20 protein-coding genes are annotated in these 26,990 nt (G+C 69.8%); 6 read left to right on the top strand and 14 right to left on the bottom strand.

All coding sequences use genetic code 11. From position 1 onward, the window contains the following. Positions 1 to 105: 105 nt before the first annotated feature. From ACO07H_RS13530 to ACO07H_RS13490, 9 genes are all read right to left on the bottom strand, one after another. Positions 106 to 3,357, bottom strand: coding sequence for an amidohydrolase family protein (locus tag ACO07H_RS13530; protein WP_422014945.1), 3,252 nt, complete (start codon positions 3,355 to 3,357; stop codon positions 106 to 108). Positions 3,358 to 3,464: 107 nt separating this feature from the next. Continuing rightward, entirely contained in the window at positions 3,465 to 4,385 is a 921-nt protein-coding gene (locus ACO07H_RS13525; protein WP_422014943.1) for an aspartyl/asparaginyl beta-hydroxylase domain-containing protein, read from the bottom strand. After that, the gene (locus ACO07H_RS13520; protein WP_422014941.1) at positions 4,382 to 5,251 is read right to left on the bottom strand and encodes a lipid A biosynthesis acyltransferase; all 870 of its coding nucleotides are present in this window, start codon (positions 5,249 to 5,251) and stop codon (positions 4,382 to 4,384) included. Before ACO07H_RS13520 ends, ACO07H_RS13525 begins: the two co-directional genes overlap by 4 nt. A gap of 214 nt (positions 5,252 to 5,465) precedes the next feature. Then, positions 5,466 to 6,563 carry a hypothetical protein gene (locus ACO07H_RS13515; protein ID WP_422014939.1) on the bottom strand — a complete coding sequence of 366 codons (1,098 nt, stop codon included), beginning with the start codon at positions 6,561 to 6,563 and terminating at the stop codon, positions 5,466 to 5,468. Between the two features lie 35 nt (positions 6,564 to 6,598). Beyond that, complete coding sequence (locus ACO07H_RS13510) at positions 6,599 to 6,928, bottom strand: hypothetical protein (RefSeq protein ID WP_422014937.1); 330 nt, start codon at positions 6,926 to 6,928, stop codon at positions 6,599 to 6,601. 241 nt (positions 6,929 to 7,169) lie between these two features. Beyond that, positions 7,170 to 7,595 (bottom strand): hypothetical protein, encoded by a 426-nt coding sequence (locus ACO07H_RS13505; protein WP_422014935.1) that lies wholly within the window; start codon positions 7,593 to 7,595, stop codon positions 7,170 to 7,172. Positions 7,596 to 7,749: 154 nt separating this feature from the next. Further along, on the bottom strand, positions 7,750 to 8,133 hold the full coding sequence (locus ACO07H_RS13500) for a hypothetical protein (RefSeq protein WP_422014933.1): 384 nt from the start codon (positions 8,131 to 8,133) through the stop codon (positions 7,750 to 7,752). Further along, positions 8,130 to 8,612: a hypothetical protein gene (locus tag ACO07H_RS13495; RefSeq protein WP_422014931.1), complete on the bottom strand. Its 483-nt coding sequence runs from the start codon at positions 8,610 to 8,612 to the stop codon at positions 8,130 to 8,132. Before ACO07H_RS13495 ends, ACO07H_RS13500 begins: the two co-directional genes overlap by 4 nt. 276 nt (positions 8,613 to 8,888) lie before the next feature. After that, positions 8,889 to 11,003, bottom strand: coding sequence for an ATP-binding protein (locus tag ACO07H_RS13490; protein ID WP_422014929.1), 2,115 nt, complete (start codon positions 11,001 to 11,003; stop codon positions 8,889 to 8,891). A gap of 163 nt (positions 11,004 to 11,166) precedes the next feature. On the opposite strand from ACO07H_RS13490, the gene bamE reads away from it, so the two are divergent. Beyond that, positions 11,167 to 11,490 (top strand): outer membrane protein assembly factor BamE domain-containing protein, encoded by a 324-nt coding sequence (gene bamE / locus ACO07H_RS13485; protein WP_422014927.1) that lies wholly within the window; start codon positions 11,167 to 11,169, stop codon positions 11,488 to 11,490. A 62-nt stretch (positions 11,491 to 11,552) separates the two neighbouring features. After that, positions 11,553 to 12,284: a response regulator gene (locus tag ACO07H_RS13480; protein WP_422014925.1), complete on the top strand. Its 732-nt coding sequence runs from the start codon at positions 11,553 to 11,555 to the stop codon at positions 12,282 to 12,284. 28 nt (positions 12,285 to 12,312) lie between these two features. Here the strand turns inward: ACO07H_RS13480 and ACO07H_RS13475 are convergent, their stop codons facing one another. The 3 genes from ACO07H_RS13475 to ACO07H_RS13465 form a co-directional block, all read right to left on the bottom strand. After that, on the bottom strand, positions 12,313 to 12,789 hold the full coding sequence (locus tag ACO07H_RS13475; RefSeq protein ID WP_422014923.1) for a hypothetical protein: 477 nt from the start codon (positions 12,787 to 12,789) through the stop codon (positions 12,313 to 12,315). Between the two features lie 107 nt (positions 12,790 to 12,896). Further along, positions 12,897 to 13,607 carry a GGDEF domain-containing protein gene (locus ACO07H_RS13470; RefSeq protein WP_422014921.1) on the bottom strand — a complete coding sequence of 237 codons (711 nt, stop codon included), beginning with the start codon at positions 13,605 to 13,607 and terminating at the stop codon, positions 12,897 to 12,899. A 2-nt stretch (positions 13,608 to 13,609) separates the two neighbouring features. Further along, positions 13,610 to 14,881 (bottom strand): NRAMP family divalent metal transporter, encoded by a 1,272-nt coding sequence (locus ACO07H_RS13465; protein WP_422014919.1) that lies wholly within the window; start codon positions 14,879 to 14,881, stop codon positions 13,610 to 13,612. Positions 14,882 to 15,250: 369 nt separating this feature from the next. Here ACO07H_RS13465 and ACO07H_RS13460 point away from each other — a divergent pair, with 369 nt between their 5' ends. Genes ACO07H_RS13460 through ACO07H_RS13450 form a run of 3 tightly spaced genes read left to right on the top strand, consistent with a single transcriptional unit; the run spans position 15,251 to position 22,757 of the window. Then, a complete protein-coding gene (locus tag ACO07H_RS13460) occupies positions 15,251 to 17,191 on the top strand; it encodes a response regulator (protein ID WP_422014917.1) in 1,941 nt (646 codons plus the stop codon). Then, a complete protein-coding gene (locus tag ACO07H_RS13455; protein WP_422014915.1) occupies positions 17,188 to 18,198 on the top strand; it encodes a diguanylate cyclase in 1,011 nt (336 codons plus the stop codon). The genes ACO07H_RS13460 and ACO07H_RS13455 overlap by 4 nt, the downstream gene beginning before the upstream one ends. Continuing rightward, positions 18,195 to 22,757, top strand: a complete 4,563-nt coding sequence (locus tag ACO07H_RS13450) for a PAS domain S-box protein (RefSeq protein WP_422014914.1) — start codon at positions 18,195 to 18,197, stop codon at positions 22,755 to 22,757. The genes ACO07H_RS13455 and ACO07H_RS13450 overlap by 4 nt, the downstream gene beginning before the upstream one ends. Before the next feature lie 33 nt (positions 22,758 to 22,790). Here the strand turns inward: ACO07H_RS13450 and ACO07H_RS13445 are convergent, their stop codons facing one another. Further along, positions 22,791 to 24,986, bottom strand: a complete 2,196-nt coding sequence (locus ACO07H_RS13445; protein WP_422014912.1) for a putative bifunctional diguanylate cyclase/phosphodiesterase — start codon at positions 24,984 to 24,986, stop codon at positions 22,791 to 22,793. 233 nt (positions 24,987 to 25,219) lie between these two features. Between ACO07H_RS13445 and ACO07H_RS13440 the strand changes: the two genes are divergently transcribed. Next, positions 25,220 to 26,209: a sensor histidine kinase gene (locus ACO07H_RS13440; protein WP_422014910.1), complete on the top strand. Its 990-nt coding sequence runs from the start codon at positions 25,220 to 25,222 to the stop codon at positions 26,207 to 26,209. 107 nt (positions 26,210 to 26,316) lie between these two features. On the opposite strand, the gene ACO07H_RS13435 is transcribed toward ACO07H_RS13440, so the two are convergent. After that, the gene (locus ACO07H_RS13435; protein ID WP_422014908.1) at positions 26,317 to 26,970 is read right to left on the bottom strand and encodes a BON domain-containing protein; all 654 of its coding nucleotides are present in this window, start codon (positions 26,968 to 26,970) and stop codon (positions 26,317 to 26,319) included. Between the last annotated feature and the right edge of the window lie 20 nt (positions 26,971 to 26,990).

Below are 26,990 nucleotides of genomic sequence, written 5' to 3'. Positions count from 1 at the left end.
GCGAAGTGTAGGGAATGGGGCCTGTCAGCGCCGCCGTTGGCCTTCTCGCCCCTGCAAGGCGCAAGGCTGCGCCGGGCTCGCGCGGACCGCGCCCCGCGTCATTCGTCAATCGCCCATGTGGCCCGATTCCAGCGCCTCGGCATCGACCGGCATGGTGCCGCCGTCCGCGCCTTCGAAGAACAGCGGCTTGCGCGTCTTGGCGACGGGTGCGAGCTGGTTCATCGTCATGGCATCGAACAGGCGGCCGTTCTGCATCACCTGCGAGATGCGGTCGCTCTGGCGGATGTCGGCCAGCGGGTTGCCGTCGATGACGACCAGGTCGGCCAGCTTGCCGGGCTCCAGCGAGCCCAGGTCCTTGTCGAAACCGAAGTTGCGCGCCGGGTTGATGGTCGCGGTGCGCAGCGCCTCCATGGGCGTCATGCCGCCCATGACGAACATCCACATCTCCCAGTGCGTGCCCAGGCCTTCGCGTTGGCCATGGGCGCCGATGGAGGTGTTGACGCCGGCACGCGACAGCTGGGTGGCCGTGCGTGCCACGCGCAGGATGTTGAAGTCTTCCTCCGGCGCCGTGACGCGGCGGATGGAACGCGGCTCCAGCACCGCGCGGGGCACGTAGCGGCTGAGCAGCGGATGCTTCCAGACCTCCGTGCGGGCATACCAGTAGTGCTCGCCGTCCAGGCCGCCGTAGCCGACGTTCAGCGTGGGCGTGTAGCCGGTGGCCTGCTGGCTCCACAGCTGCGTCACGTCGTCCCACACCTCGGCGATGGGCAGCGAGTGCTCCACCGTCGTGTGGCCGTCCACCACCATGCTCATGTTGTTCTGGAACAGCGCGCCGCCCTCGGGCACCACCATCATGCCGGTCTTGCGGGCGGCCTCCAGCACCTGCTGGCGCTGGTCGCGGCGGGGCTGCTGGTAGCTCTTGACGCTGATGGCGCCCTCGGCCTTCTGGCGGTTCAGGTGCGTCAGCGCGTCGTCCAGGCTGTTGACGACGGAGGAGAACGGCGTGCTGGCGCCGTAGAGGATGGTGCCGGTGGAGTAGATGCGCGGCGCGGTGACGAGACCGGCGCGCTGCATCTCGCTCTGCGTGAACACGGCTGAACTCTGGTTGCTGGGATCGTGCAGCGTCGTCACGCCGAAGGCCAGCGAGGCGAGGTTGACCCAGCTCTGCTGCGGGATGATGCCGGCGTCGTTCATCGCGCCGTGCCAGTGCGCGTCGATGAAGCCGGGCACGATGGTCTTGCCGCTGGCGTCGATGCGCTTCGCGTCCGCCGGGATGGCGATGTCTTTGCCGATGGCGACGATGCGGTTGCCGTCCACCAGCACGGTGCCGCCTTCGATCACTTCGTCGCCCTTCATCGTCACGAGGCGGGCGCCGGTCAGTGCGATCTTGCCGGTGGGCTTGTCGGCGGCCTGCTCGAAGCCGATCTTCTGCGCGCTGGCCTTGTCTTTTCCTTCGGCGTTGGCCGTGAACAGCTCGTCGCCCAGCGTGAAGTGCAGCTTCTTGCTGTCGCCGCTCCAGTGCAGCGCGTTGCCGGCGTTCACGTCGAGCTGGCGCACGGGCAGGGCCTGCATCTTGGAGCCGACGACGATGGCCTTGCCGGACTGACCCTGCACGTTGGGCAGCGGTGTCACATAGGTGTGGAAGCGCTCCGTGAAGCCCAGCCACTGGCCGTCGGGCGACACGCTGTACTCCGTCGCCAGGTCGCTGCGGGCGACCTCCGTCTCGCTGCGGTCGCGCAGGTTCAAGCGCATCAGCGAGAAGCGCTGCTCGACCTCGCTGGTGCTGCTGGTCTTGGTGAAGAACAGCTCGTCGTTCTTCGCGCCGAACTGCGCGCCGCTGCCTTCGTTGGCGATGCGCTCGGGCTTGCCCGTGCCGTCGGCCGCGGCGAGGTACAGGCCCAGCTCCAGGCTGTGCCAGGGGCTGGTCAGGCCACCGCCCTTGACCTTGCGGTAGACGACCAGCTTGCCGTCCGGCGACAGCCGCGGGTCCAGGTACTTGCCGGGCTCCTTGGTGACGGCGGTGTCCTTGCCTGAGGCGACATCCAGCCGGCGCACGGTGCCCTGGGTGTCGTCGCGCCAGGTCGCGTAGACCAGGCTCTTGCCGTCGCGCGACCATTGGGGCGCGAACTCCATCGCGTCGTTCTGCTTCGTCAGCCGGCGCGGCGCTCCGTCCGGCAAGTCCTTCACATACAGCGAGCCCAGTGCCGAGTAGACGACGCGCTTGCCGTCCGGCGACACCTGCGCGCCGCGCAACTGGTGCACGGCGAACCGGTCCGGCGCCACCTCCTGCGCGAAGCGCATCGGCTCGCGCAACTCGCGCGTGTCCTTGACGTGGAAGGGAATGTCGGCCGCCGTGCCCTTGAACGGGTCGATGCGCCAGATCTTGCCCTCGGCCCAGACGACCAGCTCCTTGCTGTCGGGCATCCACGCAAAGCTGGGGTAGACGCCCCACATCGCCCAGATCTCCTGCAGGTCGCGCGACAGGCCGCCCCAGGCCGGGCGCTCGACGCCGGTGGCGAGGTCCTTCAGGAACAGCGTGCTCTGGTTGCGCACGCGGCGCACGAAGGCGAGGTATTTGCCGTCAGGGGAGGGCGTCGGGCGCACCGCGCCGCCGGGGCCTTGCACAAATGCTTCGACGGAACCGTCCGTCAAGTCCTGCCGGAAGATGGTGTAGATGCCCGCCGTGCCGTCCTTGTTGTACTCAAACACGCGGCCGGGCGTTGTGTCCTGGCTGTAGTACAGGTACTTGCCGTCCGCCGAGAGGGCTGGCTCGCCCAGGTCCTTCTGCCAGCTCGGCTTCTCGTTGAGCTGCACGCCCTTGTTCTTGGCGGCATCGGCCGTGTCCACGGCGAACAGCCAGATTTCGCCCGAGCCGGCGCTGCGGGTGCCGGTGTAGTGCTTGCGCGCCAGCACGAAGCGGCCGTTCGGGTGCCAGACCGGGTTGTTCAGCAGCCGGAAGTCTTCCTTGGTGACGGCATGCGGGTTGCTGCCGTCCACGTTCATGACCCAGACGTTGTCGCCGCCGCCGGCGTCGGACAGGAACGCGATCTGCTTGCCGTCCGGCGAGAAGCGGGCCTGCTGCTCCCAGGCGATGGAGTGCGTCAGCGCCTTGGCCTCGCCGCCGCCGATGGGCAGCGTGTAGAGGTCGCCCAGCAGGTCGAACACGACCGTCTTGCCGTCGGGGCTCACGTCCACGCTCATCCAGGTGCCGGTCTTCACGTCGATGTGGGCCGTCTTGGCCACACCCGGCGGCGTGTTGACGTTCCAGGCCGGCGGCTTGGCCGGCGTGGCCTCCTGCGCGTGGGCCGACAACGCGGCGGCGAGGAGGAGGGCGGGGATGGCTTTCAGACGATGCATGGCAGTCTTGGTTGAAGGCGTCAGGGCAAACGCATCAGGTTAACGCCCGCTGCGAGGGCGTCCCGTTCGTCATTCAGGGTTGCCACGGAGCGTGGCGCCGTGGCGGTTCAGCCGAACAGCCACCACACCAGCAGGCCGCCGAAGATCAGCCACTGCAGGCCGTAGTAGGCGAAGCGGCTCTTCGCCTTGATGCGCTTGCCGAACAGGCGCACCTGCTGCACGTAGGCGAAGGCCTTGTTGATGCCGCCGGTCTTGTCAGTGTCCGAGTTGGGTGCGGCTGCGGCGCGGATCAGCGTGTGGCTGATGAAGTGGTTGAACCAGCGGGCCACCGGGTTGGTCAGCGGCCTCTCGACGTCGCAGAACAGGATGATGCGCATCACGTCCGACTGGTTCTCGGCGTAATGCAGGTAGGTCTCGTCGAAGATGACGCCCTCGCCGTCGCGCCACGCGTAGCGCTCGCCGTCCACCGAGATGTAGCAGTCGTCGCTGTTGGGCGTGACCAGGCCCAGGTGGTAGCGCACCGAGCCGGCGAAGGGGTCGCGGTGCGTGACCAGCCGGCCACCCGGCGGCAGCGCCGCGAACATCGCCGCCTTCACGGTCGGGATGCGTTGCAGCAGCCCGGTCGTCACCGGGCAAAGTTCGCGCGCCGAAGGATGCGCGTCGCCATACCACTTCAGGTGAAAACGCGTCCAGCCCGTCTTGAAGAAGCTGTTGAAGCCGGCGTCGTTGTACTTGTCGGACTTCTTGATCTCGCCGGCCTCGGCCAGCTTGAAGGCTTCCGCGCGGATGTCCTGCCAGTGGTCCTGCAGCAGTTGCAGCTCCGGGAACCCCGACACCGGCAGATAGGGCTTGGCCGGCAGCCTGGAGAACAAATACATCAGGCAGTTGATCGGCGCCATGAAGGTCGAGTGATCGGTCAACTGGCGGAAGAAGCGCAGGCGCACGCGGCCGCGGAAATGCACGTAGACCGTGCTGGCGACGAAGACCGCGACGATGGCGATCTTGAAGTAGGGAATGTCGTGGGTCATGAGGCGTAGAAGTCAGCTTCGCCGGGCGGGCGCGACTTGAATCGCTTGTGCAGCCAGAAGTATTGGTGCAATTGTCGGCGCGCCTGGGCTTCGATGACGGCGTTCATGCGCGCGGCGTCGGCGGTGGCGTCCGCACTCGGGAAGTCGGCCAGCGGCGGCTCGATGACCAGCGTGTAGCCGTTGGCTTCCCGGCGCGGGTAGCAGGGCAGCACCGCTGCGTTGGCCACCGCCGCCATGCGCGACAGGCCCGTGATGGTCGCGGCCGGCACGCCGAAGAACGGCACGAACACCGAGTCGCGATGGCCGAAATCCTGGTCGGGCAGGTAGTAGAGGCGATAGCCGTCGCGCAGCGCGCGGATCACCGACCGCGTGCCTTGCTGGCGCGAAAAGATGATGCCCGTGCCCAGGCGCAGCCGCCGCGTGCGGAAGAACTCGTCCAGCCAGGCGTCCTTCTGGCGCGAATAGATGCTGACCAGCGGCGTCTCCAGCGACACCCGTAGCCCCGCCATGTCCAGCCCGGTGAAGTGCGGCATCATCAGGATGACCGGCCGACCGTCGAGCGCCTTCAGGTGCTCCAGCCCCTCGATCTTCATCAACTGCCGCAGCCGCTCCGGAGACGCGAACCAGCAGTAGCCGTACTCCAGCAGCATCTGCACCATGGCGACGAAATGCCGGCGCAGCAACCGGCCGCGCTCGGCCGCCGTCCAGTCCGGCAGGCAGCGTGCCAGGTTACGCCGGCCGATGCGCCGCCGTGACGACGGCACGCTGGCCACCGCGTGGCCGATCAGCCAGCCCAGCGCGGCAATGACGCGAAAGGGCAGCCAGCTCAGCAGCCAGACCAGGCCGATAAGGAGCTTCAACGCCACCGGCGGGCTCCCGGCGGGACCGTCCGGCGTGAAGCGAAGTCATTGATCTGGCACATGAATCGGGCGCTGAGCGAAAACCGGGCCGCATCCTGCGCTCGGGCGGCCAGGTGCGGGGCGAAGCGCGCATTGTCAGCGCAGGCCGAGGCCCCGCCGGCCGTCGGGACTCAACGGGGAGGGCGCTCGGGCTGCCGAGTACGTTGCCGGCGGCCAGCCGTCAGCGCGTGAAGTTGCCCGCCACGCGCGCTGCGATGCCGTTGCCGCGCACCTGCTTGTTCGCGAGGTCCACACCCTTGGCGCATTCCCAGCCCACCGGGTCGGACGTCGGAAAGTAAGTCTTGCTGCTCCATGCGGCGGCGCTGCTGGCGCGCTCCAGCACGACGCGCGCATGCGGCACCAGCGCGGCGCCGACGCCGGTGCGGTCGGTCACCAGCTGCACGTCGAGCTTCTTGAACAGCTCGTCGACGGTCTTGATCTTGCCGTTGTCGAAGTCCTTGACCAGCGCGGCAGCGGCGGCAGCGGTCTTCTTGACAAAGCCGTCGGCGCGGCCGACCTGCAGGCCGTAGCCCTTGGCCGTCGCCGGCGGCGGCACGACCACCGTCAGGCTGGTCAGCGGCTTCCACGTGGTGCCGTCCTGCCACTGCGTCCAGTCCTTGGCCTGGTTGGCAATGGCCAGCGCGCGGTCCACCGCTTCCTTCTCCAGCACCGGGTTCAGGAACAGCGACGACGTCGACGCGGCGAAGGTGCGGCTCATCTCGTCGATCACGGCCGTGACCAGCTGGGCCGGCTTCTCGAGCTTCTCCTTGCCCTGCGACGTCTTCACGATGTCGATCTTGTGCGTCTTCCAGGTGCCCTTGATGCGCGCCGTGCCGCCCTCGTTGTGCGGCTGGTCGGGCGTGACGTCGCTGGACACGCGCTGCGCCTGCTTGGCCAGGCCGGTCTGCGCGCCGTGGCGGCCGGTGCCGTGGGTGTTGACCCCGCTCTCGGTCTTCTTGACCTGATCCTGCTGCCACTTCACCGCCTCGCTCATCTTGCCGACCTTGGCGGAGATGTCCTGCTGCGCTTTCAGCAACTCGGGGTTGTCGGCCAGCTTGCCGACGGTGGCCTGGACCGTCGCGCCCAGCGACAGCGCGTCGTGGGCAGACTTGAGCAGCTTGTTCAGCTCGCGGACCTTGGCCTGGTCGCTGGTCTTGGACTTGGCGGCCTCGTCGAGCTCCTTCTGCAGCGTGACGAGCTGCGGCTTCAGCTGCTTCAGCTTGTCACCCAGTTCCGCGGCGCGCTGCTGCGCCTGCTTGCCTTTGCGTCCGTCTTGCACATTCTTCGAGTTTTCGGTCTTCTTGATGTCCTCCGTCAGCTCCTGCACCTGCTTCGCGAGCGCGGCGGCCTTCTCGAACTTCGCGGCGATGTCGTCCAGAGATTGGACGACGCCGTCTTCCTTCTGCTGTGCATCGTCACGGATTTGCCCTTGCCCTTGATCGGCGCGTCCGTGTCCTTGACGGCGTCGAACGGCACCTTGCTGGCCATGTCGCCAACCAGCAGCAGGGGCGCAACCTTGTCGTTGAACTGGAACTTGTCGAACAGCACCCAGACCTCCGGGTTGGCTTTCACGGCCTGCAGCTCGGTTTTGAGCAGTCGCTTGTACTTGGTGCGGTCCTTGAGGTCGTCGAGCTTGGGAATCATCGGTAGGCGGTCCTGCGCGTGGCGTTGCTGGAAAGCCTCCCGGCGCCTCGCAGGCGCGGGCGGGCGGGAGCGAGGCATGGCAGTTGTGTGCCGTTGCCCAGCGATTGGTTCCCGCTTTATTGATTTTACATAATGCACATTGTCGCCAAATCTGTTTACCCCCCGGCGAGCTGCTCATGGGGCATCCACGTCGCAACCAATACGGCGCCTTGGCGCACGGGCCGGCGGTGACGGCCGGTACTCAGCCGGCGTCGTGGTCCCAGTGCAGCGCCACAGCGGTCGGGTGGCCCGGGCTGACGTCCACGTGGGCTATCCGCTCGCTGGCACCGAAGCGGGCCAGCACGCGGTAGTGTCCGGCCGGCAACGCCAGGTCGGTCAACGGGCCGGCGTGGGCGAGCTGGAAAACCGGTGTGCCGGCCGGGCCGATGACACGCAGCTCGGCGCCGGCCACATAGGCGTCGTGCGGGCCTTGCGAGAAGCTCAGGTGCAGGTCGTAGCGGCCGCGGCTGCGGGCCATCTCGGCCACTTCCTCGCGGCCGATGCCGCCGTTCTCATAGGCGATGCCCGCCACGCGCGACCGAACCACGTCGGCGCTGGCCGACAGGTCGGCTGCATGGCCTGCCATGCAGCCGGCAAGGCCCAGACCCAGGACGAAGAGCTTGTTCATGATGTCGAGGCCACAGGGGCCGGCAGCGCGGAAGATGCCGCCACACCATCGTGCTCGGCCTGCATGTCGCCGCCGTTGCGGGGCGGCCACCGCTTTGTGACCTTTGCAATCCGGCGCCCTGCCCCACCCAGGATGTCCGGCGCGTTCGCCGCGTTCACACGCCCAGGTTCAGGAACAGGTCGAACTCGCTGCCCGGCGCCAGGCTGAGGTAGTAGCCGCGCCGCATCTTCCCCATGCGGGCCGTGACCAGATACGACCCGGCAGGCAGCGACAGGCGGTGGACGGACAGCGCGGACTCGAGGTGCTGGACGACACGGCCGTGCTGGTCCTGCACCAGCAGGTCCAGCATCGGCACGACCTGTGGAGCGGACAACGGCAGGTACTCGGCCTTGAGCTGCTGCAGCCAGCCGGCAACGCCCGACGCCGCGGGCATGTCATTCGCGTGGATCAGCAGCACGGCATAGCCCGCTGCGCCCGCACCGACATCGGCTGGACCATCTCCGGCGGGTTCGGCGTCGGCATCCAAAGGCATGCTCACGGCTGGACCCCTTGTCCAGGCGCGGCCGGCCCGGGCAGGAAGACAGGCTCCGCAGGGATGTCCATCCTCTCCTGCCGGCGCCTCGCCAGCACCGAGATCAGCAGCGCGGCGGTTGCCGACCCCAGCAGGACGGGCGACGCGGTGAGGAACCGGGCCAGGCCGTCCATCGCCTCGGCGCTGACCTGCTGGGCAAAGGCGGCCAGGTCGGCCACGTCGCTGCCATGGATGGCGCCGATGTCGTCGAACCTCACATGCAGGTCATGCCAGCCGCCGCGCAGCTTGGCCTTGGCGAACACGCCGTTGGAGATCGCGAACAGCGACAGGATGCCCAGCGGACGCAGCAGCTGCTCCAGCAACTGGCCTCGTTCGACGATGGGTGCGTCCTCGTAGAGCTGGCCGACCAGATCGGGAACACTCGGCAGGGTTGTTTCGCTGCCGTCATCGGCGCGCGTTTGCATGGAGAAAGCGGGAGATTGCATGGGAACTCCGGGTGCCAGGTCAGCGCTGGGACAGGATGGACAGGGATGGTGGCGTGGCAGCTCGGACGCCGGATTGCAAGCCGACGTTGGCCGGGGCAGCGGCCGTTGTCGCGGCCAGGGACTTCGGGTGCCACGCTGTCATGACCCCAGCTCCTTCAAGCTCGACCGCATCAACTGGATGCCGTGGCGTGACTGTGCGCATGCCGCTCGCGGGTTCTGTGACGCGCCCGGCTGCGCTGCGTTGCAGATGCAATCAGCCGCTGCGCTGCGCGCGGGTCAACGCAGGACCTGCGCCAGGGCCTCGGCCAGTTCGGCCCGTTGCAGCGGCTTGGCCAGCAGCCGCGTCACGCCCGCGTGGGCGGCCCGCTGGGCCAGCAGCGCGCCGCCGTAGCCGCTGACCAGCAGCACCGGCAGGTCGGGCAGGTGCCGGCGCACCTCGGCCGTCAGCTGGGTGCCGCTGAGGCTGCCCATGACCTCGTCGGTGATGACGGCCGCGTAGCTGTGGCCGCGCTCCAGCAGGACTTCCAGTGCTGCCGCGGGGTCCACGAAGCCATCCGGCGAGTAGCCGAGCGCGGCCAGCATCTCCATGCTCATGCCGACCAGTTCGGCCTCGTCGTCCACCACCATGACGCGCTGACCGCGGCCCGGCGGCAGCGCGCGCGGCACGGTGGGCACGCCGCCTTCGTCCTGCGTGCACTCGGGCAGGTAGAGCGTGAAGCAGGCCCCCTGGCCCGGGTCGCTCTGCACGTCGATGGCGCCACCCAGCTCGGCCACCACGCCGTGCACCACCGCCAGGCCCAGCCCCGTGCCCGACTGCGCACCGCGCGTGGTGAAGAAGGGCTCGAACAGCCGCTCCATCACGGGCGCCGAGATGCCGCTGCCCTGGTCGGCCACGCTCAGGCGCAGATAGGCGCCGGGCACCAGGCGGCTGTGCGACAGCACCTGCGGCGACCCGGCCTGCCAGCGGTCCAGGCGCACGCTCAGCCGGCCACCGTCCGGCATCGCCTGCATGGCGTTGGTGCACAGGTTCATCAGCGCCTCGAAAGCCTGCGTCGAATCGCCGCGCAGCCTGGCGCCGGGCGCGGCCAGGTCGCGCTCCACCACGATGCCGGGGCGCAGCGAGCCTGACATGAGCGCCAGCACCTCGTCGATCAGCGGCTCCAGCGCGAAGACGCTGGCGCTGCGCGCGCCGCCCTTGCTGAACGACAGGATGCGCTCCACCAGCGATCTGCCGCGCAGCGCGGCCTGCATGACCTTGTCGAGATGGCGCGCCTGGGCGCTGCCGGGCTCGGTGCCGTCCTGGGCCATCTCGGTGTGGCCGACGATGCCGGCCAGCACGTTGTTGAAGTCGTGCGCGACGCCGCCCGCGAGCGTGCCCAGCGCCTGCAGCTTGCTGGCGCGCGACTGCTGCGCATCCATGCTGCGCTGCGTCTGCAGGCGCCGCTGCTCGGCCCGCATCACGAGGTGGACCGCGCCCAGCAGGATCAGCAGCAGCAGGCCCAGCGTGGTCAGCGTCAGCTGCATGGCCCCGTGCCAGCCCGACAGCACCTGGCGGAGGTTGCGCGACACCACGACCACCAGACCGTACTGGCCGACGCCATGCTTGGCCACCAGGTTGTCGCTGCCGTCCGTGAAGTGGCGTTGCTCCAGGTCCGGATGCCGCGCGAGGCTTTCGGCGATGCCAGCTTCGTCGCTGCGCAGCGGCGGCGCGTTGGCGCTGGCCAGCAGCGCCCCATCCTGGCGAAACACATACATGCGCGCGTCCGGCGCCGGCACTGCCGCCGGAAACGCGCCGAGCAGGCCCGGGGCCGGCACCGTCCCGACGACCCAGCCCGACAGGCGCCCCTGCTCATCCAGGCCATGCATGGCCAGCGTGACCATCGCCTGGTTGCTGCCGGCCGGCACAAACGGCCGACCCACCGCGATGACGCGGCCTTCCAGATGCTCCAGCCGGGGCAGGAAGCCCGCCAGCGCGGGGGGGCGCTGATCGCCGGACTGGGCCGTCGCGCGGCCCTGATCGTCCAGCAGCCACAAGTCCTTCACCATGGGCATCAGGTCGGCGCGGGTGCGCAGTTCGCGCGTCGCCAGGGAGCCGGCGCGTGCCAGGCGCCCCTCGCGCAGCTCGCCCTGCAAGGCCTGCAGACCTTCTTCGGCGCCGCGCATGCCGCGGTCCAGCTCGTCCGTCAGCGCCTGGGACAGCAGGCTGAGTTCGCGCTGCTGGGCCGTCAGCGCCTGGCTGCGCAGGTGCCAGAGCACTGCCGCCGCGGCGAGCGCCAGCACCAGCCAGCCCGCCCCCACCGCAAGCCAGACACGCCAGGACGATGAGGGCGGCGCCGGCCGGTCGACCGCCGCCACCGCGGCCGGTGCAGCGGGCTTGCTGGGACTGTGCATGCGCGCAGTCTGGCTGCTGCGCGTGGCGCGTGGCAAGCCGGTGCCGATGACATCTGCAACACGGCGTTGACGATTCGCCATCAAGCGTTTGCGCCAGCCCGCCACAGTCAGGGCACAGGTCGGGATCATCGGGGTCCAGGGCCTGCCCACCCAGGAGCCTGACATGCACACCCGCCTCACCCGCCTCCTCGTTCCTGCCCTGCTCAACACCATCGCCCTGGCGCTGGCTCCGGCCGGCGCACAGGCGATCAACCCGTCCCAGGTCTCGCTGATCCAGCCCGGCATGAGCCGGGCGCAGGTCGAGGCGCTGATCGGCCAGCCCTTCCATCAGTTCCACTTCGTCAAAGAGGGCGTGACCACCCTCACCTATGAGATGCCGGACGCGGCCGACCGCGGCGAGGTGTTCGACGTCGACGTGGATGCCACCGGTCACGTGGTGAACGCCACCGAGGCCGTCGAGGTCATCGGCCACCGCGCCCGCCGCTGAGACCCGGTGGGCACCGGCTGCCGGGCGCTACAGTGGCCGACACCTCCGGCCCGCCACCACCGATGACCGTCGCCACCGCGCCCCACATCCTCGTCATCGACGACGATCCGCTGATCCGCGACATGGTCGTCGAGTACCTGCGCAACAACGACATGCGCGTCAGCGCCGGCGCCACGGGTGCCGAGATGTTCGACGCCTTCGAGCGCGAGTCCATCGACTTGGTGCTGCTCGACTTGAAGCTGCTGGGCGAGGACGGCATGCAGCTGGCGCGAACCCTGCGCGAGCGCGCGGCCGTGCCCATCGTGCTGCTGACGGGGCGCGCGGAGGAGGCCGACCGCGTGATGGGGCTGGAACTGGGCGCGGACGACTACATCACCAAGCCCTTCAGCCCGCGCGAGATGCTGGCGCGCCTGCGCGCCGTGCTGCGCCGCTACCAGGTGCAGGCCACGCTGCCGCAGCGCGACGGCACGCGGCGCGCCTTCCGCTTTGCGGGCTGGGAGCTGAACCTGCGCACACGCCGGCTGCTGTCGCCCGCGGGGCAAGCCGTGGAGCTGTCCAACGGCGAGTTCAGCCTGCTCAACGCCCTGTGCCGCGCGCCGCAGCGGGTGCTGTCGCGGGACCAGCTGCTGTCCATGTCGCGGCTGCACGAGGCCGAGGTCTACGACCGCACGATGGACGTGCAGGTGCGGCGGCTGCGCCTGAAGATCGAGGCCGACCCCGGCCAGCCCGCGCTGGTCGTGACCGAGCGCGGCGAAGGCTACCGGCTGGCCTGCGACGTGGAGACGCTGTACTGACCTGCGCGGCCCGGGGCGGCGGTGCGGGTCACGGCGCGCCGCCCATGTGGCGAGCGGGATGCAGGTGCCGCAGCAGCTGGCGCAGCAGGGCTTGCATCTCACCGGCGATGCGCCCGACCTCCGGCATCAACGACCAGCGTGCCCACACCTGCATGGGCGCGGGCGTGACGGCCGTGACCACGCCGAACAAGTCGTGCAGTACCAGCCGGCAAGGCAGCGCGTGCGCCATGGCGGGGTCGGCGAGCAGCAGCTCCCGCTGCAGCCGGGTGTTGCTGATGTCGTAGACCCACAGGGCGTGGCCTGCATCCGGCGCGCCGGGTTCCAGCCGCATGCGGCGCACGATGACGCAGCCGCATGCCTCGGCATGGATTTCCACCGTGGCGCAGACCAGCGGCAACGGGGCTTCGATGAAGGCGGTGATCATCTCGGCGCCGCGCACGCGCGATTCGGCGTGCAGCGCATCGAAGCGGGGAAGGTCGGCAGGCGACGAAGGGCGGTCAGGCATCACGGGCTCCTGCGGCGACCGCCCTCGCCTGCCGCCATGCTGGCGGGCTCGCGGGTCACGGGAGCGCCGGTAGCGCCAGCCTCGGGCTTGGCGTGGCCGTTCGTGTGTCAGCGCCGTGCCGTGCGCGTGGCGAATGCAATGTCGGGGGCTTGAGGAGGTGCCGTGCGCCTGGCCGCCTTCTGCTGGTACATGGCCGCGTCCGCGCGCCTCACCCAGTCCTGCGGCGTCTCGGCGCCGTCGAAAGCGACGATGCCCGTGCTCAGCCCCAGGTCCGTGGCGACCCAGGCCGCGTCCAGCTGCTCGCACAGGGCCCGGATCCGCGCCACCACGACCTCGGCCTGCACGCCGGTGCTGCCGGGCAGCAGCACCGCGAACTCGTCACCGCCCAGCCTGAAGCCGTGGTCCAGCCTGGCCCTGCACGCCTGGCCGATGGCGGCGCCGACCTGCTGCAGGATCTCGTCGCCCCGGCCGTGGCCATGGCGGTCGTTCACGGCCTTGAAGTGGTCGATGTCGACATAGATGAGGCACAGGGGCTGCTTCGAGCGGCGCGCCCGCGCGCACTCATCGGACACGACCTCGGTGAAGGTGCGCCGGTTCCACAGGCCCGTGAGCCCATCCGTGCGTGCCAGCGTCAGCACCGCCTGCCGCTCCCGCTGCACGCGCCGCACCAGCGCGGCAATGACGACGCCGCCGATCAGTTCGGTCAGCCAGGCGCGCGGCGAATCGGGCAGCCGCCCCGCCTCGGCCAGGTCCGTCAGCAAGGGAATGACCGCGAGGCCATAGAGCCAGCGGACATCCAGATGACGGCGCGCCGGCATGGCTAGAACGTCGCCAGCATGCCCAGCACCGTGGCGGCCATCGCTGCCGTGGCGATCCAGCCGAGTGCGCGCAGCCGGTGCCCGATCACATGCTCGCCCATCGTCGCCTGGCGCGAGGCCAGCAGCATCATGACCGCCATGATGGGCACGGCGATGACGCCGTTGAGCACGGCCGACCAGAACAGCTCCCTGACCGGGTCGACCGGCGTGAAGCACAGCATGACGCCGCCCACCGTGGCGGCCGCGATCACGCCGTAGAAGCCGCGCCCCTCACCCCGGTCCAGCCGGGCGCTCATGCTGCCCGGCCAGCCCGCGGCCTCGGCCACCGCGTAGGCCGCCGAGCCCGCCAGCACCGGCACGGCCAGCAGGCCCGTGCCGATGATGCCCAGGCTGAACAGCAGGTAGGTGAACTCCCCCGCGATGGGGCGCAGCGCCTGCGCGGCCTGGGCCGACGTCTGGATGTCGGTGACGCCGGCCGCGTGCAGCGTGGCGGCCGTGCTGAGGATGATGAAGAAGGCGATCAGGTTGGAGAAGCCCATGCCGACCAGCGTGTCGGCCTTGATGCGCCGCAGGTGGCGGTGCACGTCGCGCACCGAGTGAGGGGGCGAATCCCGGGTGTCCTCCATCTCCAGCGCCGCCTGCCAGAAGAACAGATAGGGGCTGATGGTGGTGCCGAACACCGCCACCACCATCAGGATGGCGTCGTGACTGAGCGCCAGTTGCGGCCGCACGAGGGACACCGCCACCTGCCACCAGTCCAGCTTGACCGTGAAGGCCACCGCCACATAGGACAGCAGCGCCAGCGTCAGCCATTTCAGCCAGCGCACATAGGTCTGGTAGGGCAGGAAGACCTGCAGCACCAGGCACAGCAGGCCGAAGGTCACCGCATAGACATGGGCAGAGCCGCCCACCAGCAGGCGCAGCGCCTCGGCCATGGCGGCGATGTCGGCCGCGACGTTGAAGGTGTTGGCCACCAGCAGCAGGCCCACCACCGACAGCAGCACCCAGCGTGGAAAGGCCGTGCGGATGTTGGCCGCCAGGCCCTGGCGCGTGACATAGCCGATGCGCGCGCTGACGATCTGGATGGCCGCCATCAGCGGCAGCGTGAACACCATGGCCCAGAGCATGGACAGCCCGAACTGGGCACCGGCCTGCGAGTAGGTGGCGATGCCGCTCGGGTCGTCGTCGGCGGCGCCGGTGATCAGGCCGGGGCCGAGTTGCCGCAACCCGCGCTTCAAACGAGCGATGGGGGTGGCGGCGCTGCTGTCGGTCATGGGGTGTTCCCTGGGTGCGGGGCGGGAGCGGGTGCGCGGCTGCCAGGCGCTGTGCCGCCGCCTCGCGGGGCGCAGCACATCAGCCCATCCGGCAAGCGTACGCTCCACGCCGTGTGCGCCAACGTGACCCGCCAGGGCGAGAGGACGCTGCATGGTCATGAAGAGGGGTTGTCAGGCATCGGGTTGCGGTCGACGCCGCAGCCGAAGACTCGCGGCCGCGCATGCCGCTCTCGTGTCGTGCGAGCGCGCTGCACATGACAAATGTCTTCAAACCGCGCTCGCGAGCCGGCCGCAGGGTCACCGCGCCGCCAGCCATGGTTTACCGAAAGCGCATACTGGTCCGGCGACCTGCCCCTTGAAAGCGCCCCGATGCCCACGAGCCAAGCCAGACTGCTGCTCGTTGACGATGACGCGGCGGCGATCCAGATCATGGGTCGGATGTTGGCGCAATACCCCGACCAACGCTTCGCAACGACGGGCGAAGCCGCACTCAGGCTCGCCCGGGAGTCCCGGCCTGACCTGATCCTGCTGGATGCCGAGATGCCGGGCACCGGCGGCCTGGCGGTCTGCAAGGCGCTGAAGGCGGACCCCGCGCTGGCCCGCGTGCCGGTGATCTTCGTCACCGCCCATGACACGCCGGCACTGCAGGTGGCGGCGCTGCAGGAGGGCGCGGCCGACTTCGTGACCAAGCCGCTGGTGGCGTCGCAGATCACGGCGCGTGTGCGGGCGCAACTGCGCAACACGCGCGACATCGAGCGCCTGCACCAGCCGCCGCTCGCGACCGGCGCCGTCACCCAGCCCGGGCCGGCGGCGCGGCCGGCGCGGCTGCTCATCGTCGACGACGACACGGTCTCGATCCACATGCTGCACCACACGCTGGCCGACATCGGCAGCCTGTACTTTGCCAAGACCGGCGCGCAGGCCCAGCAACTGGCCCGCGAGCTGCTGCCGGACCTCATCCTGCTGGATGCGCACATGCCGGGGCTGGACGGCTTCGACGTCTGCCGCTCGCTGAAGGCCGAGCCGGCGTTCAGGCACGTGCCCATCGTCTTCGTCACCCGCTTCACCGACCCGCGCTACGAAACACGTGCGCTGGACCTCGGCGCCGCCGACTTCGTCGCCAAGCCCTATTCGGCGGCCGTGCTGCAGGCGCGCGTGCGCAACCTGCTGGAGCTGAAGCGGCGCACCGATGAGGAACTGCACGCCGTGCTGGAACAAGGGCGGCAGCTCGGCGACGCGCGCATTGCCGACATCGTGGCCGCCGCGTCGGACGCCATCGTCACCTACGACGCGTGGGAGCGCATCGTCCTGATCAACGCCGCCGCATGCCGCCTGTTCGGCGTCGAGAAGCAAGGCGTCCTGGGCACACCGGCGCAGGCCTTGCTCGGCGCGGCGCTGGCGCATGAAGTGCCTGCGCTTCCGGGCGTGGAGCGCACGACGCTGGCGCGAGCGGACGGGTCGCGCTTTCCCATCGAGATGTCGGTGAGCCGTGTCGGCGAAGGCGCGCAGCGGCTGACGACGGCGATGCTGAGCGACATCAGCGATCGCGAGCGCTTCGAGGCCGAGTCGCGCTCGCGCCTGCAGGCCGAGGCGGCCAACCAGGCCAAGTCGACCATGATGGCCTGCATCGCCCACGAGATGGGCAACCCGCTGAACGGCGTGCTCGGCATGGCCGGGCTGATGGCCGCCGACCTCAGCCACCCGCTGCCGCCGGCGCAGTCGCAGCGGCTGCAGCACATCGTGACCAGTGGGCACAGCCTGCAGCAGCTGATGCGCGACGTGATCGAACTCGGGCGCTCCGGCAGCGGCGCGCTGGCCGTGGCCCTGCAGCCGCTCGACGTGGCGGCTTGCGTGGAAGCCGCCCTGGCCGACGTCGCTCCTCAGGCCGCGCAGGCCGGCATCCTGTTGTCCAGCGACGGCCTGGCGCCGTCGGCCCGGGCCATGGCCGACGGCGGCCGGCTGCAGCAATGCCTGGTCAACCTGCTGAGCAATGCCATCAAGTACGGCCGGCCCGGCGGTTGGGTGCGCGTGCGGGTCGCGGCCGGGCCCGAGGTCGAGATCAGCGTCAGCGACAACGGCATCGGCATCCACCCGGCGCAGCAGGCCCATCTGTTCGAGCCCTTCAACCGGCTGGGCCGCCAAACGACGTCGACCGCCGGCGTCGGCCTCGGCCTGGTGATCACCCGCCAGCTGGTGGAGGCGATGCACGGCCGCCTTCAGCTGCAAAGCACACCGCACCAGGGCAGCTGTTTCACGATCGTGCTGCCCCGCGCCGCGTCGCCCCCGGCACGGGCGGGCGGCGCACCATGAGCGACCACATCCTGCTCGTCGACGACGACCCCGCCACGATCCAGCTGCTGGCGAGCATCCTCGCCAGCGCCGGCCAACTGCACTTCGCCACCAATGGCGCCGACGCGCTGCGGCTGGCGCGGGCTGAGCCGCCCGACCTGATCCTGCTCGATGCCGAGATGCCGGGCATGAGCGGCTTCGAAGTCATCGAGGCGCTGAAGGCCGACCCGGTGCTGGCCGACGTGCCGGTGATCTTCATCACCGGCCACAGCGAGCCCGCCTTCGAGCTGTCGGGCTTCGATCTCGGCGCCGCCGACTACATCCTCAAGCCGGTCAACGCGCTGCTGGTGCTGGCCCGCGTGCAGACCCAGTTGCGGCTCAAGCATGGCGCCGACGCGCTGCGCCGCATGGCCACCACCGACGCCCTCACGGGGCTGGCCAATCGGCGCCTGTTCGACGAGTCGCTGCAGCGGGAGTGGCGCCGCGCCTGGCGCAGCGCCGAACCCATCGGGCTGTTGATGATCGACGTCGATCACTTCAAGGCCTTCAACGACCGCTACGGCCACCCCGCCGGCGACGTCTGCCTGCACGCGGTGGCGCAGGCGCTGGCGCGCTACGGTGGCGAGGAGTTCGTCGTGCTGCTGCCCCAAACCGCACGCGACGGCGCCACGCACATGGCCCACACGCTGCTGGAGGCGGTCACGTCGCTGGGCATCGCGCATGAAGGCTCGGCCACCGCGCGGCGGGTCAGCGTCAGCATCGGCATCAGCTGCTACGACGAGCTCAGCCCCTGCTGGACACCGGCACCCGCGGACTCGCGTTTTGCCGAACTGGCAGAAGGCCACAGCGGCGCGGACGAACTGCTGCGGGCGGCGGACGCGGCGCTGTATGCCGCCAAGCGAGACGGCCGCGCACAGGTGCGGCTGCTGGACATCGCCCGCGCCGGCCTCCCCCATCTGGCCCACGCCATCGGCGCCGCGGACCGGACGCCGGGCGGCACCCCGCTCGGGCTGTTGCCGACCCCATGAACCGCGCCGCGCTCAAACCCTGGCCGGGGCTGCTGTTTGCGGTGGTGGTGACGGCCGCCACGCTGATCGTGCGGCTGGCCCTGGACGACGCGCTGGACAGCCATTCGACGCTGGTGATCTTCACCCTGCCCATCATGGTCAGCGCCTACCTGGGTGGCCTGCGTGCCGGCCTGGCGGCCACGGCGGCGTCCTACCTGATGAGCGCCTACTGGTTGCTGCCGCCCCTGCACAGCCTCGCAATCGCCTCGGTCGTGGACCGTTGGCAGCTGTTCTTCGTGGCGCTGGCCGGCATCGTGATCAGCGTGCTGAACGAGGCGCTGCACCGCGCCCGCCAGCGCGCCGTGCTGGCGATGCAGGAGCACCGCCAGGCCGCCCATGCGCTGCGCACCGCGGCGGCGCTGCAGAGTGCCATCTTCGACAGCGCCAATTTCTGCAGCATCGCCACCGATGCGAAGGGCGTCATCCAGATCTTCAACGTCGGCGCAGAACACCTGCTGGGCTACAGCGCCGCGGATGTCGAGCACAAGCTGACGCCTGCCGATCTGGCCGACCCGCAGGAGATGGCCGCCAGGGCGCTGGCGATGAGCGAGGAGTTCGGCATCCCCATCACGCCCGGCCTGCAGACCCTGACCTACAAGGCCGGTCTCGGCATGGCCTATGTCTACGAGCCGACGCTGATCCGCAAGGACGGCAGCCGCGTGCAGGCGCTGGTTTCGGTGGCGGCGCTGCGCGACCCGCAGGGCGAGGTCACCGGCTACCTGCTGATCGCCACCGACAACACGGCGCGGCGGCAACTGGAAGTCGAGCGCCAGCGCGGCGAGGCCGCCGTGCGCGACAGCGAGCAGAAGCTGCGCAAGGTGATCGACGGCCTGGGCCCGAACACCTTCCTGGGGCTGATGACGACCGAGGGCGCGGTGATCGAGGCCAACCGCCCCGCCCTCACCGCCGCCGGCATCCAGCCCGAGGACGTGCTGGGCAAGCCCTTCGACCAAACCTACTGGTGGGCCTACTCGGCCACCGAGCGCGAACGCCTGCGCGCGGCCATCACCCGGGCCGCCAACGGCGAGGCCTGCCGCTACGAGGTGCAGGTGCAGGTGGCCGGCGGGGCGCTCGTGTGGGTCGATTTCTCGCTCAACCCCGTGTGCGATGCCAGCGGCCGCGTGACCTATCTCGTGCCCTCGGGCAACGTCATCGACGCGCGCGTGCGGGCCGACGAGGCCCTGCGGCAGGCCAGCGCACTGCAGAACGCCATCTTCAACAGCGCCAACTTCTCCAGCATCGCCACCGACGCGCGGGGCGTCATCCAGATCTTCAACGTCGGCGCCGAGCGCATGCTGGGCTACGGCGCCGCCGACGTGATGAACCGCATCACGCCGGCCGAGATGTCCGACCCGCAGGAGCTGATCGCCCGCGCGGTTGCGCTCAGCCTCGAATTCGACACCCCCATCGCCCCGGGCTTCGAAGCGCTGGTCTTCAAGGCCTCCCGCGGCATCGTCGACATCTACGAGCTGACCTATGTGCGCCAGGACGGCACGCGCTTCCCGGCCGTGGTGTCGGTCACGCCGCTGCGCGACGCAGCCCAGGCGATCATCGGCTACCTGCTGATCGGCACGGACAACAGCGCACGCTGGCAGGCCGACGAGGCCCAGCGCGAGACGGACGCGCTGCTGCGCACCATCCACCTGCACTCCATCGTCTCGGTGACCGACCGCGCGGGCCGCATCGTCGAGGTGAACGACAGCTTCTGCGAGATCTCGGGCTACCGCCGCGACGAACTGCTGGGCCAGACCCACCGCGTCGTGAACTCCGGCGTGCAGGACCGTGCCTTCTGGACCGACATGTGGCGCAGCATCTCGGCGGGTCGACCCTGGCGCGGCGAGATCTGCAACCGCACCAAGGCGGGTTCGCTGTACTGGGTGGACAGCATCATCGTGCCCTTCGTCGGCGCCGACGGGCGGGCGACGAAGTACGTCTCGATCCGCACCGACGTCACCGCGGCGCGCCTGGATGCCGCCAGCATGGCGGCGAGCGAGGCGCTGCTGGAGCGCGTCGGCCGGATCGCCGGTGTCGGCGGCTGGGAGTACGAGGTGCAGACGCAGACGATGACCTGGACCGCGCAGAACTACCGCCTCCACGACCTGGCGCCGACCCGGGCGCCGACGCTGGAGGAGGACTTGTCGTTCTTCCCGGCCGGGGCCCGCGAGATGAAGCGGGCGGCACTCGCTGCGGCACTGGCCGAGGGCAAGCTGTGGGACCTCGAACTCCCGCTCGTCACCGCCGCCGGCCGCGCCCGGTGGGTGCGCACGGTCGGATCCGTCGAGGTGCTCGATGGCAGAACCGTCCGCATCTTCGGCGTGCTGCAGGACATCACCGAGCGCAAGCGCGGTGACGCCCGGCTGCGCCGCCTGGTGGACTCCAACGCCCAGGGCGTGATGTTCTGGAGCCGCGAGGGCCGGATCGCCCAGGCCAACGATGCCTTCCTGCGCATCGTCGGCTACAGCCGTGAGGAGTTCGAGGCGGGCCAGATCGGCTGGGCGAGCCTGACGCCGCCCGAGTTCGCCGAGGTCGACCGCCGCGGCCTGGAAGAAATCGCCCGGCATGGCGTGTGCATGCCCATGGAGAAGGCCTACATCCGCAAGGACGGCAGCCTGGTGCCGGTGATGGTGGGCGCGGCCAGCTTCGAGGACAGCCCGGACGAAGGCGTGTGTTTCGTCATCGACATCACCGAGCGCAAGCAGGTCGAGGCCTCGCTGCGCGAAGCCATCCACAGGGCCGAGGAGGCCAGCCGCGCCAAGAGCGACTTCCTGGCCAACACCAGCCATGAGATCCGCACGCCGATGAACGCCGTCATCGGCCTGTCCTACCTGCTCGGGCAGACGGCGCTGGACGAGCCGCAACGCCAGCTGCTGGCCAAGGTGGACCTGGCCAGCAAGTCGCTGCTGGGCGTGCTGAACAATGTGCTCGACCTGTCCAAGATCGAAGCCCATGAGCTGATCGTCGACCACGCGCCGTTCAGCCTGGCGCACCTGCTGCGGGACCTGGGCGACATCATGGCCATGCACGCACAGGCCAAGGGCATCGCCTTCGCCATCGACGCGCAGGACGGCCTACCGGATGCGCTGGAGGGCGATGTCACGCGGCTGGGCCAGGTGCTGACCAACCTGCTGTCCAACGCCATCAAGTTCACCGACCGCGGCCATGTCGGCTTGCGCGTGCGCCGCCTGGACGCCGCCCCGCCGCGGGTGCGCCTGGGCTTCGAGGTCGAGGACACCGGCATCGGCATCGCCGCCGAGGTCCAGGCGCGGCTGTTCGCCCCGTTCGTGCAGGCCGACGCCTCGATCACGCGGCGGTTCGGCGGCACCGGCCTGGGCCTGTCCATCGTCAAGCACCTGGTGACGCTGATGAACGGCGAGGTCGGGCTGCACAGCCAGCCGGGTGCCGGCAGCACATTCACCGTCACGCTGGACTTCGGCTGCGCCGCCGCAGAGGCCCTGACCCGCTTGCAGGTCGAGCCGCCGGCTGTCGGCCACGGATCGCTGGCCGGCGTGCGCGTGCTGGTGGTGGACGACAGCGACATCAACCTGGAAGTGACCCAGCGCATCCTGCAGCTCGAAGGGGCGAGCGTCGGCCTGGCCGCCGGTGGTGAAGACGCCCTCGACCTGCTGCGCCGGCATCCGGCCGGCTTCGACATCGTGCTGATGGATGTGCAGATGCCGGGGCTGGACGGGCACGATGCGACCCGGCGCATCCGTGGCGAACTGGGGCTGGCAGACCTGCCCGTCATCGCGCTGACCGCCGGCGCGCTGAGCAGCGAGCGCCTGAAGGCCAGCGACGCCGGCATGGACGACTACATCGTCAAGCCCTTCGACGCGCCGTCGCTGGTGCGCAGCATCCTGCGGCATCTGCGGCCGGGCGAGCCCGGTGCCGCCTTGCGACAGGCCGAAGCGACACCCTCGGCGCAATGGGAGGAGATCGAGGGCATCGACGGGGACGATGCGCGACAGCGCTTCGGCAGCGACTTCGTGCTGTTCCGCTCGATGCTCAAGCGCCTGCTCAGCGAGTTTGCGGATGTGACGATGGCGGCGCCGCAGGACTTGTCGGCCCTCGCGCTGGCCGTGCGCGGCGCGCGCATGCACAAGCTGCGCGGCATTGCGGGCATGCTGGGCGCGAAGGCGATCCAGCGCGACGCAGGTTCGGCCGAGGAGGCCTGCGCCGCCCGCGATGGCGAGCGCGCGCTGCAGCTGGCCGCCCGCCTGGATGTGCAACTGCAGCGCCTGGGCGAACAGGCCGCCGGCACGCTGGCCACCGCAGCGGCCGAGGCGCTGGCCCAGTCCCGGCAATCCGGCGGCGGCCCGCTCGAGGCGGACGCGCTGCACGAGCTGGTCGCGCTGCTGCGCAGCCAGAGCCTGTCGGCGGTGCAGCGCTTTCGCAGCGTCGCGCCGCAGCTGCGGCGCCAGATGGGCGCCGCGCGCTTCGAGCAGTTGCAGCAGCAGATCGACAACCTGCAGTTCGATGCCGCCGCCGATGTGCTGTCGCAAGGCCAGGCGCTGCCGGCGTGACTGCACCGGGCTCGGACCGGCGGCGACGAAACGCTAGCGGCCGTGCTGGACAAGGGCGCTTCGCGTCCTGGCGAACTCGGCGAGCTGGTCGGAAGGCAGCGCCCGGCTGTAGAGGAAGCCCTGGATCAGGTCGCAGTCCCGCTCGCGCAGGAAGGCCAGCTGCGCCTCGGTTTCGACACCCTCGGCCACGACGGTCATGCCCATGGACTTGCCGAGCGTGATGATGGCTTGCGCGATGGACTGGTCTTCGACGTTGGTCTCCAGGTCACGCACAAACGCACGGTCCACCTTGAGGGTGTCGATCGGGTACTGTTTGAGCCTGGCCAGCGATGAATAGCCGGTGCCGAAATCGTCCAGCGCGACACGCAGCCCCATGGACTTCATCTCGTCCAGCAGCGCGATGCAGTGTCTTTCGTCCTGGGCCAGCATGCTTTCCGTGATCTCCAGCTCAAGCGCGGCGGGCGCGATGCCGGTCTCGGCGATCACGCGCCGCAGGTCGCGCATCAGGTGCTCGTCGGCAAACTGCCGGGCGGACAGGTTCACCGCCATCTTCATCGAAGGCAGACCCTGGGCCAGCCACGCCACCTGCTGCCGGCAGGCCTGCTCCAGCACCCAGAGGCCGAGCGCCACGATCAAGCCGGTCTCTTCCGCCACCGGGATGAACTGCAGCGGCGGGATGGACCCCATGGTCGGGTGCTGCCATCTCAACAGCGCCTCGACGCCCTCCACCTCGCCGGACGACAGCCCCACCTTGGGCTGGTAGTGGACGCTGAACTGCCGCGTCTCGACCGCCCGACGCACCTCGGACTCGAAGGCCAGCCGCTCGATCGAGTGCCGATTGAGCGCGGGCGTGTAGAACACGAAGTCGTTGCGCCCGCTGTCCTTGGCCTGGTAGAGCGCGATGTCGGCATGCTTCATGAGCACGCGCTCGTCCTGGCCGTCCTGGGGGAACACGCTGATGCCGATGCTCGCCGTGATGCGCAGCTCCTGGCCTTCGAGGTGAATCGGCTGGGCGATGGCGACGAGCATCCGGCGCGCCAGGCCCGCCAGCCAGGCCGGCGCATCCAGTCCCGGTGCGAGCACCACGAACTCGTCGCCGCCCAGCCGGCACACGTGGGCGTCGTCGCCGCAGGTCTGTGCCAGCCGCTGGGCCACCGTCTTCAGCAACTGGTCGCCGCTGCCGTGGCCCAGCGTGTCATTGACGTTCTTGAAGCGGTCCAGATCGATGAACAGCACGCCCAGCACCTTGGCATCGACCTGTGCCTGCGGCAGCAGCCGTGCCATCAGCCGCGCCATGTCCGTCCGGTTGGCCAGCCCGGTGAGCCGGTCCGTGTAGGCCAGGATCTCGGCCTGCTGCACGGCCTCCCTGGCCAGCGCCATCTCCATAGCCAGCTCCTGCTGGTGGCGTTGCAACTCGTCGGCCAACTGGTTGAAGGCGATGGCCAGGTCACCCACTTCGTCGGCGTCGAGCCGCTCGATGCGGAACGACGAATTGCCGGTGGCGAAGGCGTGCACGCCGCCGTGGATCTGCCGGATGTTGCGGACATGCCTGCGCGACGCCTTCAGCCCAACCCACCCGATGACGGCCGCGGCGGTCATCCCGGCCAGGCCGATGGCGTAGAGCGCCCAGGCGTTGGCGTGGTACAGCTGGGCCGAGATGTTGGTGTATTCCAGCACCACGGCCCCCGTGATCGCCGATCTGGCCGCACCCGCCCAGATCGGCACCACCATCTGCTCGGCGCCGTTGGGGTGCTGGTCGCTGACCTCGACGAACGCCCGTGGCTGCCCGTCCTGCAAGGTGAGACCGACCTCGTTGTGGCGGTCGCCGCTGTAGGGCGTCCCCAGTTCGGTCGGGACGATGTCGCCGATGGTGATGCGCTGGGCGTCGACGATGAACAGGTCGCGCTTGTAAAGCTCGTCCAGGCTGGCCACGTAGCCCTGCAGGTCGCCTTGCCGATGGCCGGCCTCCAGCGCCACCGACGCGGCGAGATTGCGGGCTTCCAGCTGCGCGGCGCCCTCGATGGAGTCCAGCAGCGCGGCGATGGAGGCACCGGTCAGCACCAGCACGACGACGCAAGTGGCGAAGACGATGCCCAGCAGCTTGGCCCGTACGCTCGCACCTCGCAGCCCCCAATGCGTGAACGCGTGGCCGCGATCCGGGTTCGAGCCTGACGCGGCCACGCGCAGCGCTTCGTCCGTCGCCGTCTGGGCCGAGGGTCGGCGCGACAATCTCCATCGCAATGGGCTGAGTCGCATCCGGTGCTCCGGGTTGGTGCTGCTGGTTTCGATCTAACGGGGCATTCTGATGGCGAAGGAGGTCGCACGTCAAAGACCTGGAAGGACGAGCATCCGATCCTTGGCGCGCTGCACAGGTCCATGCGTCGGTCCTGAGGTGCGCTAGCAGACGGACTCCCGCGCCACGCTCGATGATGCTCGGGCTGTCCATGCTTCCGGGTCTCTCCATGAACTCCCAACACCTGCCCTTCGGCACGACAGCGCCCCTCCCTCTGCCCCTCTGCGTGCCCCTCTGCGTGCCCGCGATGCGGCCCGGCGCGCCGACGTCGTTCGGCAGTCCCACGGCCAGCCGGACGGGAACGCCCGACGATTCGACGCTGGACGCCGCCGCACAGGCGAGTGCGCTGTGGCGGCAAGCCGTGCACGACCTGCGCGGCAAGCTCGGCGTGGTCACCAACGTCACGGCCCTGCTGCAGACGACCTGCCGCGACCCGCGCCAGACCGAGTTGCTGGGCGTGCTGGAGCGCAACGTGTGCGGCTTGCGGGACCTGCTGAACGGCATGGCGGAGCTCGCCCGGCTCGACGCCAGACGCGAGCGCCCGGCGCTGCGCGTGATCGACGTCGCGGCGGCACTGGATGACACGTGCAGGAACCTGCGGGTGCTCGCAGCCTCGCGGGGTGTTCAGCTCGACTTCCGCGGCCCGGCCAGCCTCATCGCCGAAAGCGACCCGCTGATGGTGGCGCGCATCGCGCAGAACCTCGTGCTGAACGCCATCCAGTACGCGCCTGCCGGTACCGTGGTGCTGACCTGCGGCACCAGCGGCGCCCACGAGGCCGAGCCCTGGTATTTCGAGGTCGGCAACGCAACGACCGCTCATCCCCGCGGCGCGCGCGCGCTGCCGCCTGCACCCCCGGTCGCGCCTGCGATGGCAGGCCTGGTCGCAGGCGAAGGCATCGGCCTGTCCATCGTCGGGCGGCTCTGCAGCCTGCTGGGCGGGACGGTTGAAGTCGCCTGTGATGAAGCCGGTGGACGGACCACGCGCATCAGGCTGCCCCGGCAGTGTTCCGAGGTGCTCCAGGACATGACCATTGCGGCGCTGGGCGGCCGGCGGGCTTCGGCGACCGGCCTGTGGGCGCTGGCTGGCGTGCAACGCCGCGAGCCGAGGCTGGCGTCACCGCCGGCCGGGGCCGCCGCGGGGCCGATGCAGCACTCCTGACCCTGTGCGTCGCATCCCGGGCGCCGCCGCGCACGCATGCGCGGCCAGAAACCGCTACCTCGCGACAGGACGGCGCCGGCCCGCAACGCTTTCGAGCTGCGGGGCCGTCAATGCGCGAGAGTCATCATGTCGACCACGTTGGTCACGCCCGGCGTGTTCCAGGCCGAGTTGGTCGCGGTTTCGCGCTCGGCCCAGTTCTTCACCGTTCCCGAGAGCGTGACGTCGCTGCCATGGATGGCGACGGCGATGCCGCTGGCATCGATCGCGGCCCGCTTCAGCGCGGACTCGATGTCGGACTGAATCAGCAGCACCGACGGCGACGGCTGGATGCTGATCTGGTTGCTGACGCCGGTGACCCCCATCATGGGCCGCACGTTGTCAGCCGCCGCTTCCTTCTGGAACTGCCAGTCCACGTCGCCCGAGAGCGTCACGCTGCCGTTCTCCACCATCACCTTGATGCGGCGGCCCACCGTCAGCGGGAACGCCCACTCCAGCGCGTTCTGCACCGCAGCGGCGATGTCGGCGTCGGACCGTTGGCTCAGGCCGGAGAGGTGGACGACGAGCTCGGTGGCCATGGCCTTGACGCCCGACACGCGCTGCGCCGCCCGCTCGGCATTCCACTTCTCCGCGTACGAGTCCACCTGGCCCGCAAGCGTCACGATGCCGTCCTTCACCTCGACCCCTATCCGTGCGCCGTGCACCGAGGGCTCCCACATCAGTTCATCGCTCACGTCCTGCTGCAACTGGGTGTCGGTTTTCATGAAAGTGACTCCTGTGGGTG

The sequence above is a fragment of the Roseateles sp. genome (assembly GCF_965229315.1).
Classification (GTDB): domain Bacteria; phylum Pseudomonadota; class Gammaproteobacteria; order Burkholderiales; family Burkholderiaceae_C; genus Pelomonas.
Note: the sequence above shows the minus strand (reverse complement) of the source record. Positions and strands in the feature narration are given on the sequence as shown.

Excerpts from the sequence above, each read along its gene's own strand:
- ACO07H_RS13505 (WP_422014935.1), bottom strand. The coding sequence starts at position 7,595 with ATGAACAAGCTCTTCGTCCTGGGTCTGGGCCTTGCCGGCTGCATGGCA.
- ACO07H_RS13510 (WP_422014937.1), bottom strand. The coding sequence starts at position 6,928 with ATGATTCCCAAGCTCGACGACCTCAAGGACCGCACCAAGTACAAGCGA.
- ACO07H_RS13525 (WP_422014943.1), bottom strand. The coding sequence starts at position 4,385 with ATGACCCACGACATTCCCTACTTCAAGATCGCCATCGTCGCGGTCTTC.
- ACO07H_RS13480 (WP_422014925.1), top strand. The coding sequence starts at position 11,553 with ATGACCGTCGCCACCGCGCCCCACATCCTCGTCATCGACGACGATCCG.
- ACO07H_RS13455 (WP_422014915.1), top strand. The coding sequence starts at position 17,188 with ATGAGCGACCACATCCTGCTCGTCGACGACGACCCCGCCACGATCCAG.
- ACO07H_RS13450 (WP_422014914.1), top strand. The coding sequence starts at position 18,195 with ATGAACCGCGCCGCGCTCAAACCCTGGCCGGGGCTGCTGTTTGCGGTG.
- ACO07H_RS13470 (WP_422014921.1), bottom strand. The coding sequence starts at position 13,607 with ATGCCGGCGCGCCGTCATCTGGATGTCCGCTGGCTCTATGGCCTCGCG.
- ACO07H_RS13460 (WP_422014917.1), top strand. The coding sequence starts at position 15,251 with ATGCCCACGAGCCAAGCCAGACTGCTGCTCGTTGACGATGACGCGGCG.
- ACO07H_RS13475 (WP_422014923.1), bottom strand. The coding sequence starts at position 12,789 with ATGCCTGACCGCCCTTCGTCGCCTGCCGACCTTCCCCGCTTCGATGCG.
- ACO07H_RS13530 (WP_422014945.1), bottom strand. The coding sequence starts at position 3,357 with ATGCATCGTCTGAAAGCCATCCCCGCCCTCCTCCTCGCCGCCGCGTTG.
- ACO07H_RS13490 (WP_422014929.1), bottom strand. The coding sequence starts at position 11,003 with ATGCACAGTCCCAGCAAGCCCGCTGCACCGGCCGCGGTGGCGGCGGTC.
- ACO07H_RS13440 (WP_422014910.1), top strand. The coding sequence starts at position 25,220 with ATGAACTCCCAACACCTGCCCTTCGGCACGACAGCGCCCCTCCCTCTG.
- bamE (WP_422014927.1), top strand. The coding sequence starts at position 11,167 with ATGCACACCCGCCTCACCCGCCTCCTCGTTCCTGCCCTGCTCAACACC.
- ACO07H_RS13465 (WP_422014919.1), bottom strand. The coding sequence starts at position 14,881 with ATGACCGACAGCAGCGCCGCCACCCCCATCGCTCGTTTGAAGCGCGGG.
- ACO07H_RS13495 (WP_422014931.1), bottom strand. The coding sequence starts at position 8,612 with ATGCAATCTCCCGCTTTCTCCATGCAAACGCGCGCCGATGACGGCAGC.
- ACO07H_RS13435 (WP_422014908.1), bottom strand. The coding sequence starts at position 26,970 with ATGAAAACCGACACCCAGTTGCAGCAGGACGTGAGCGATGAACTGATG.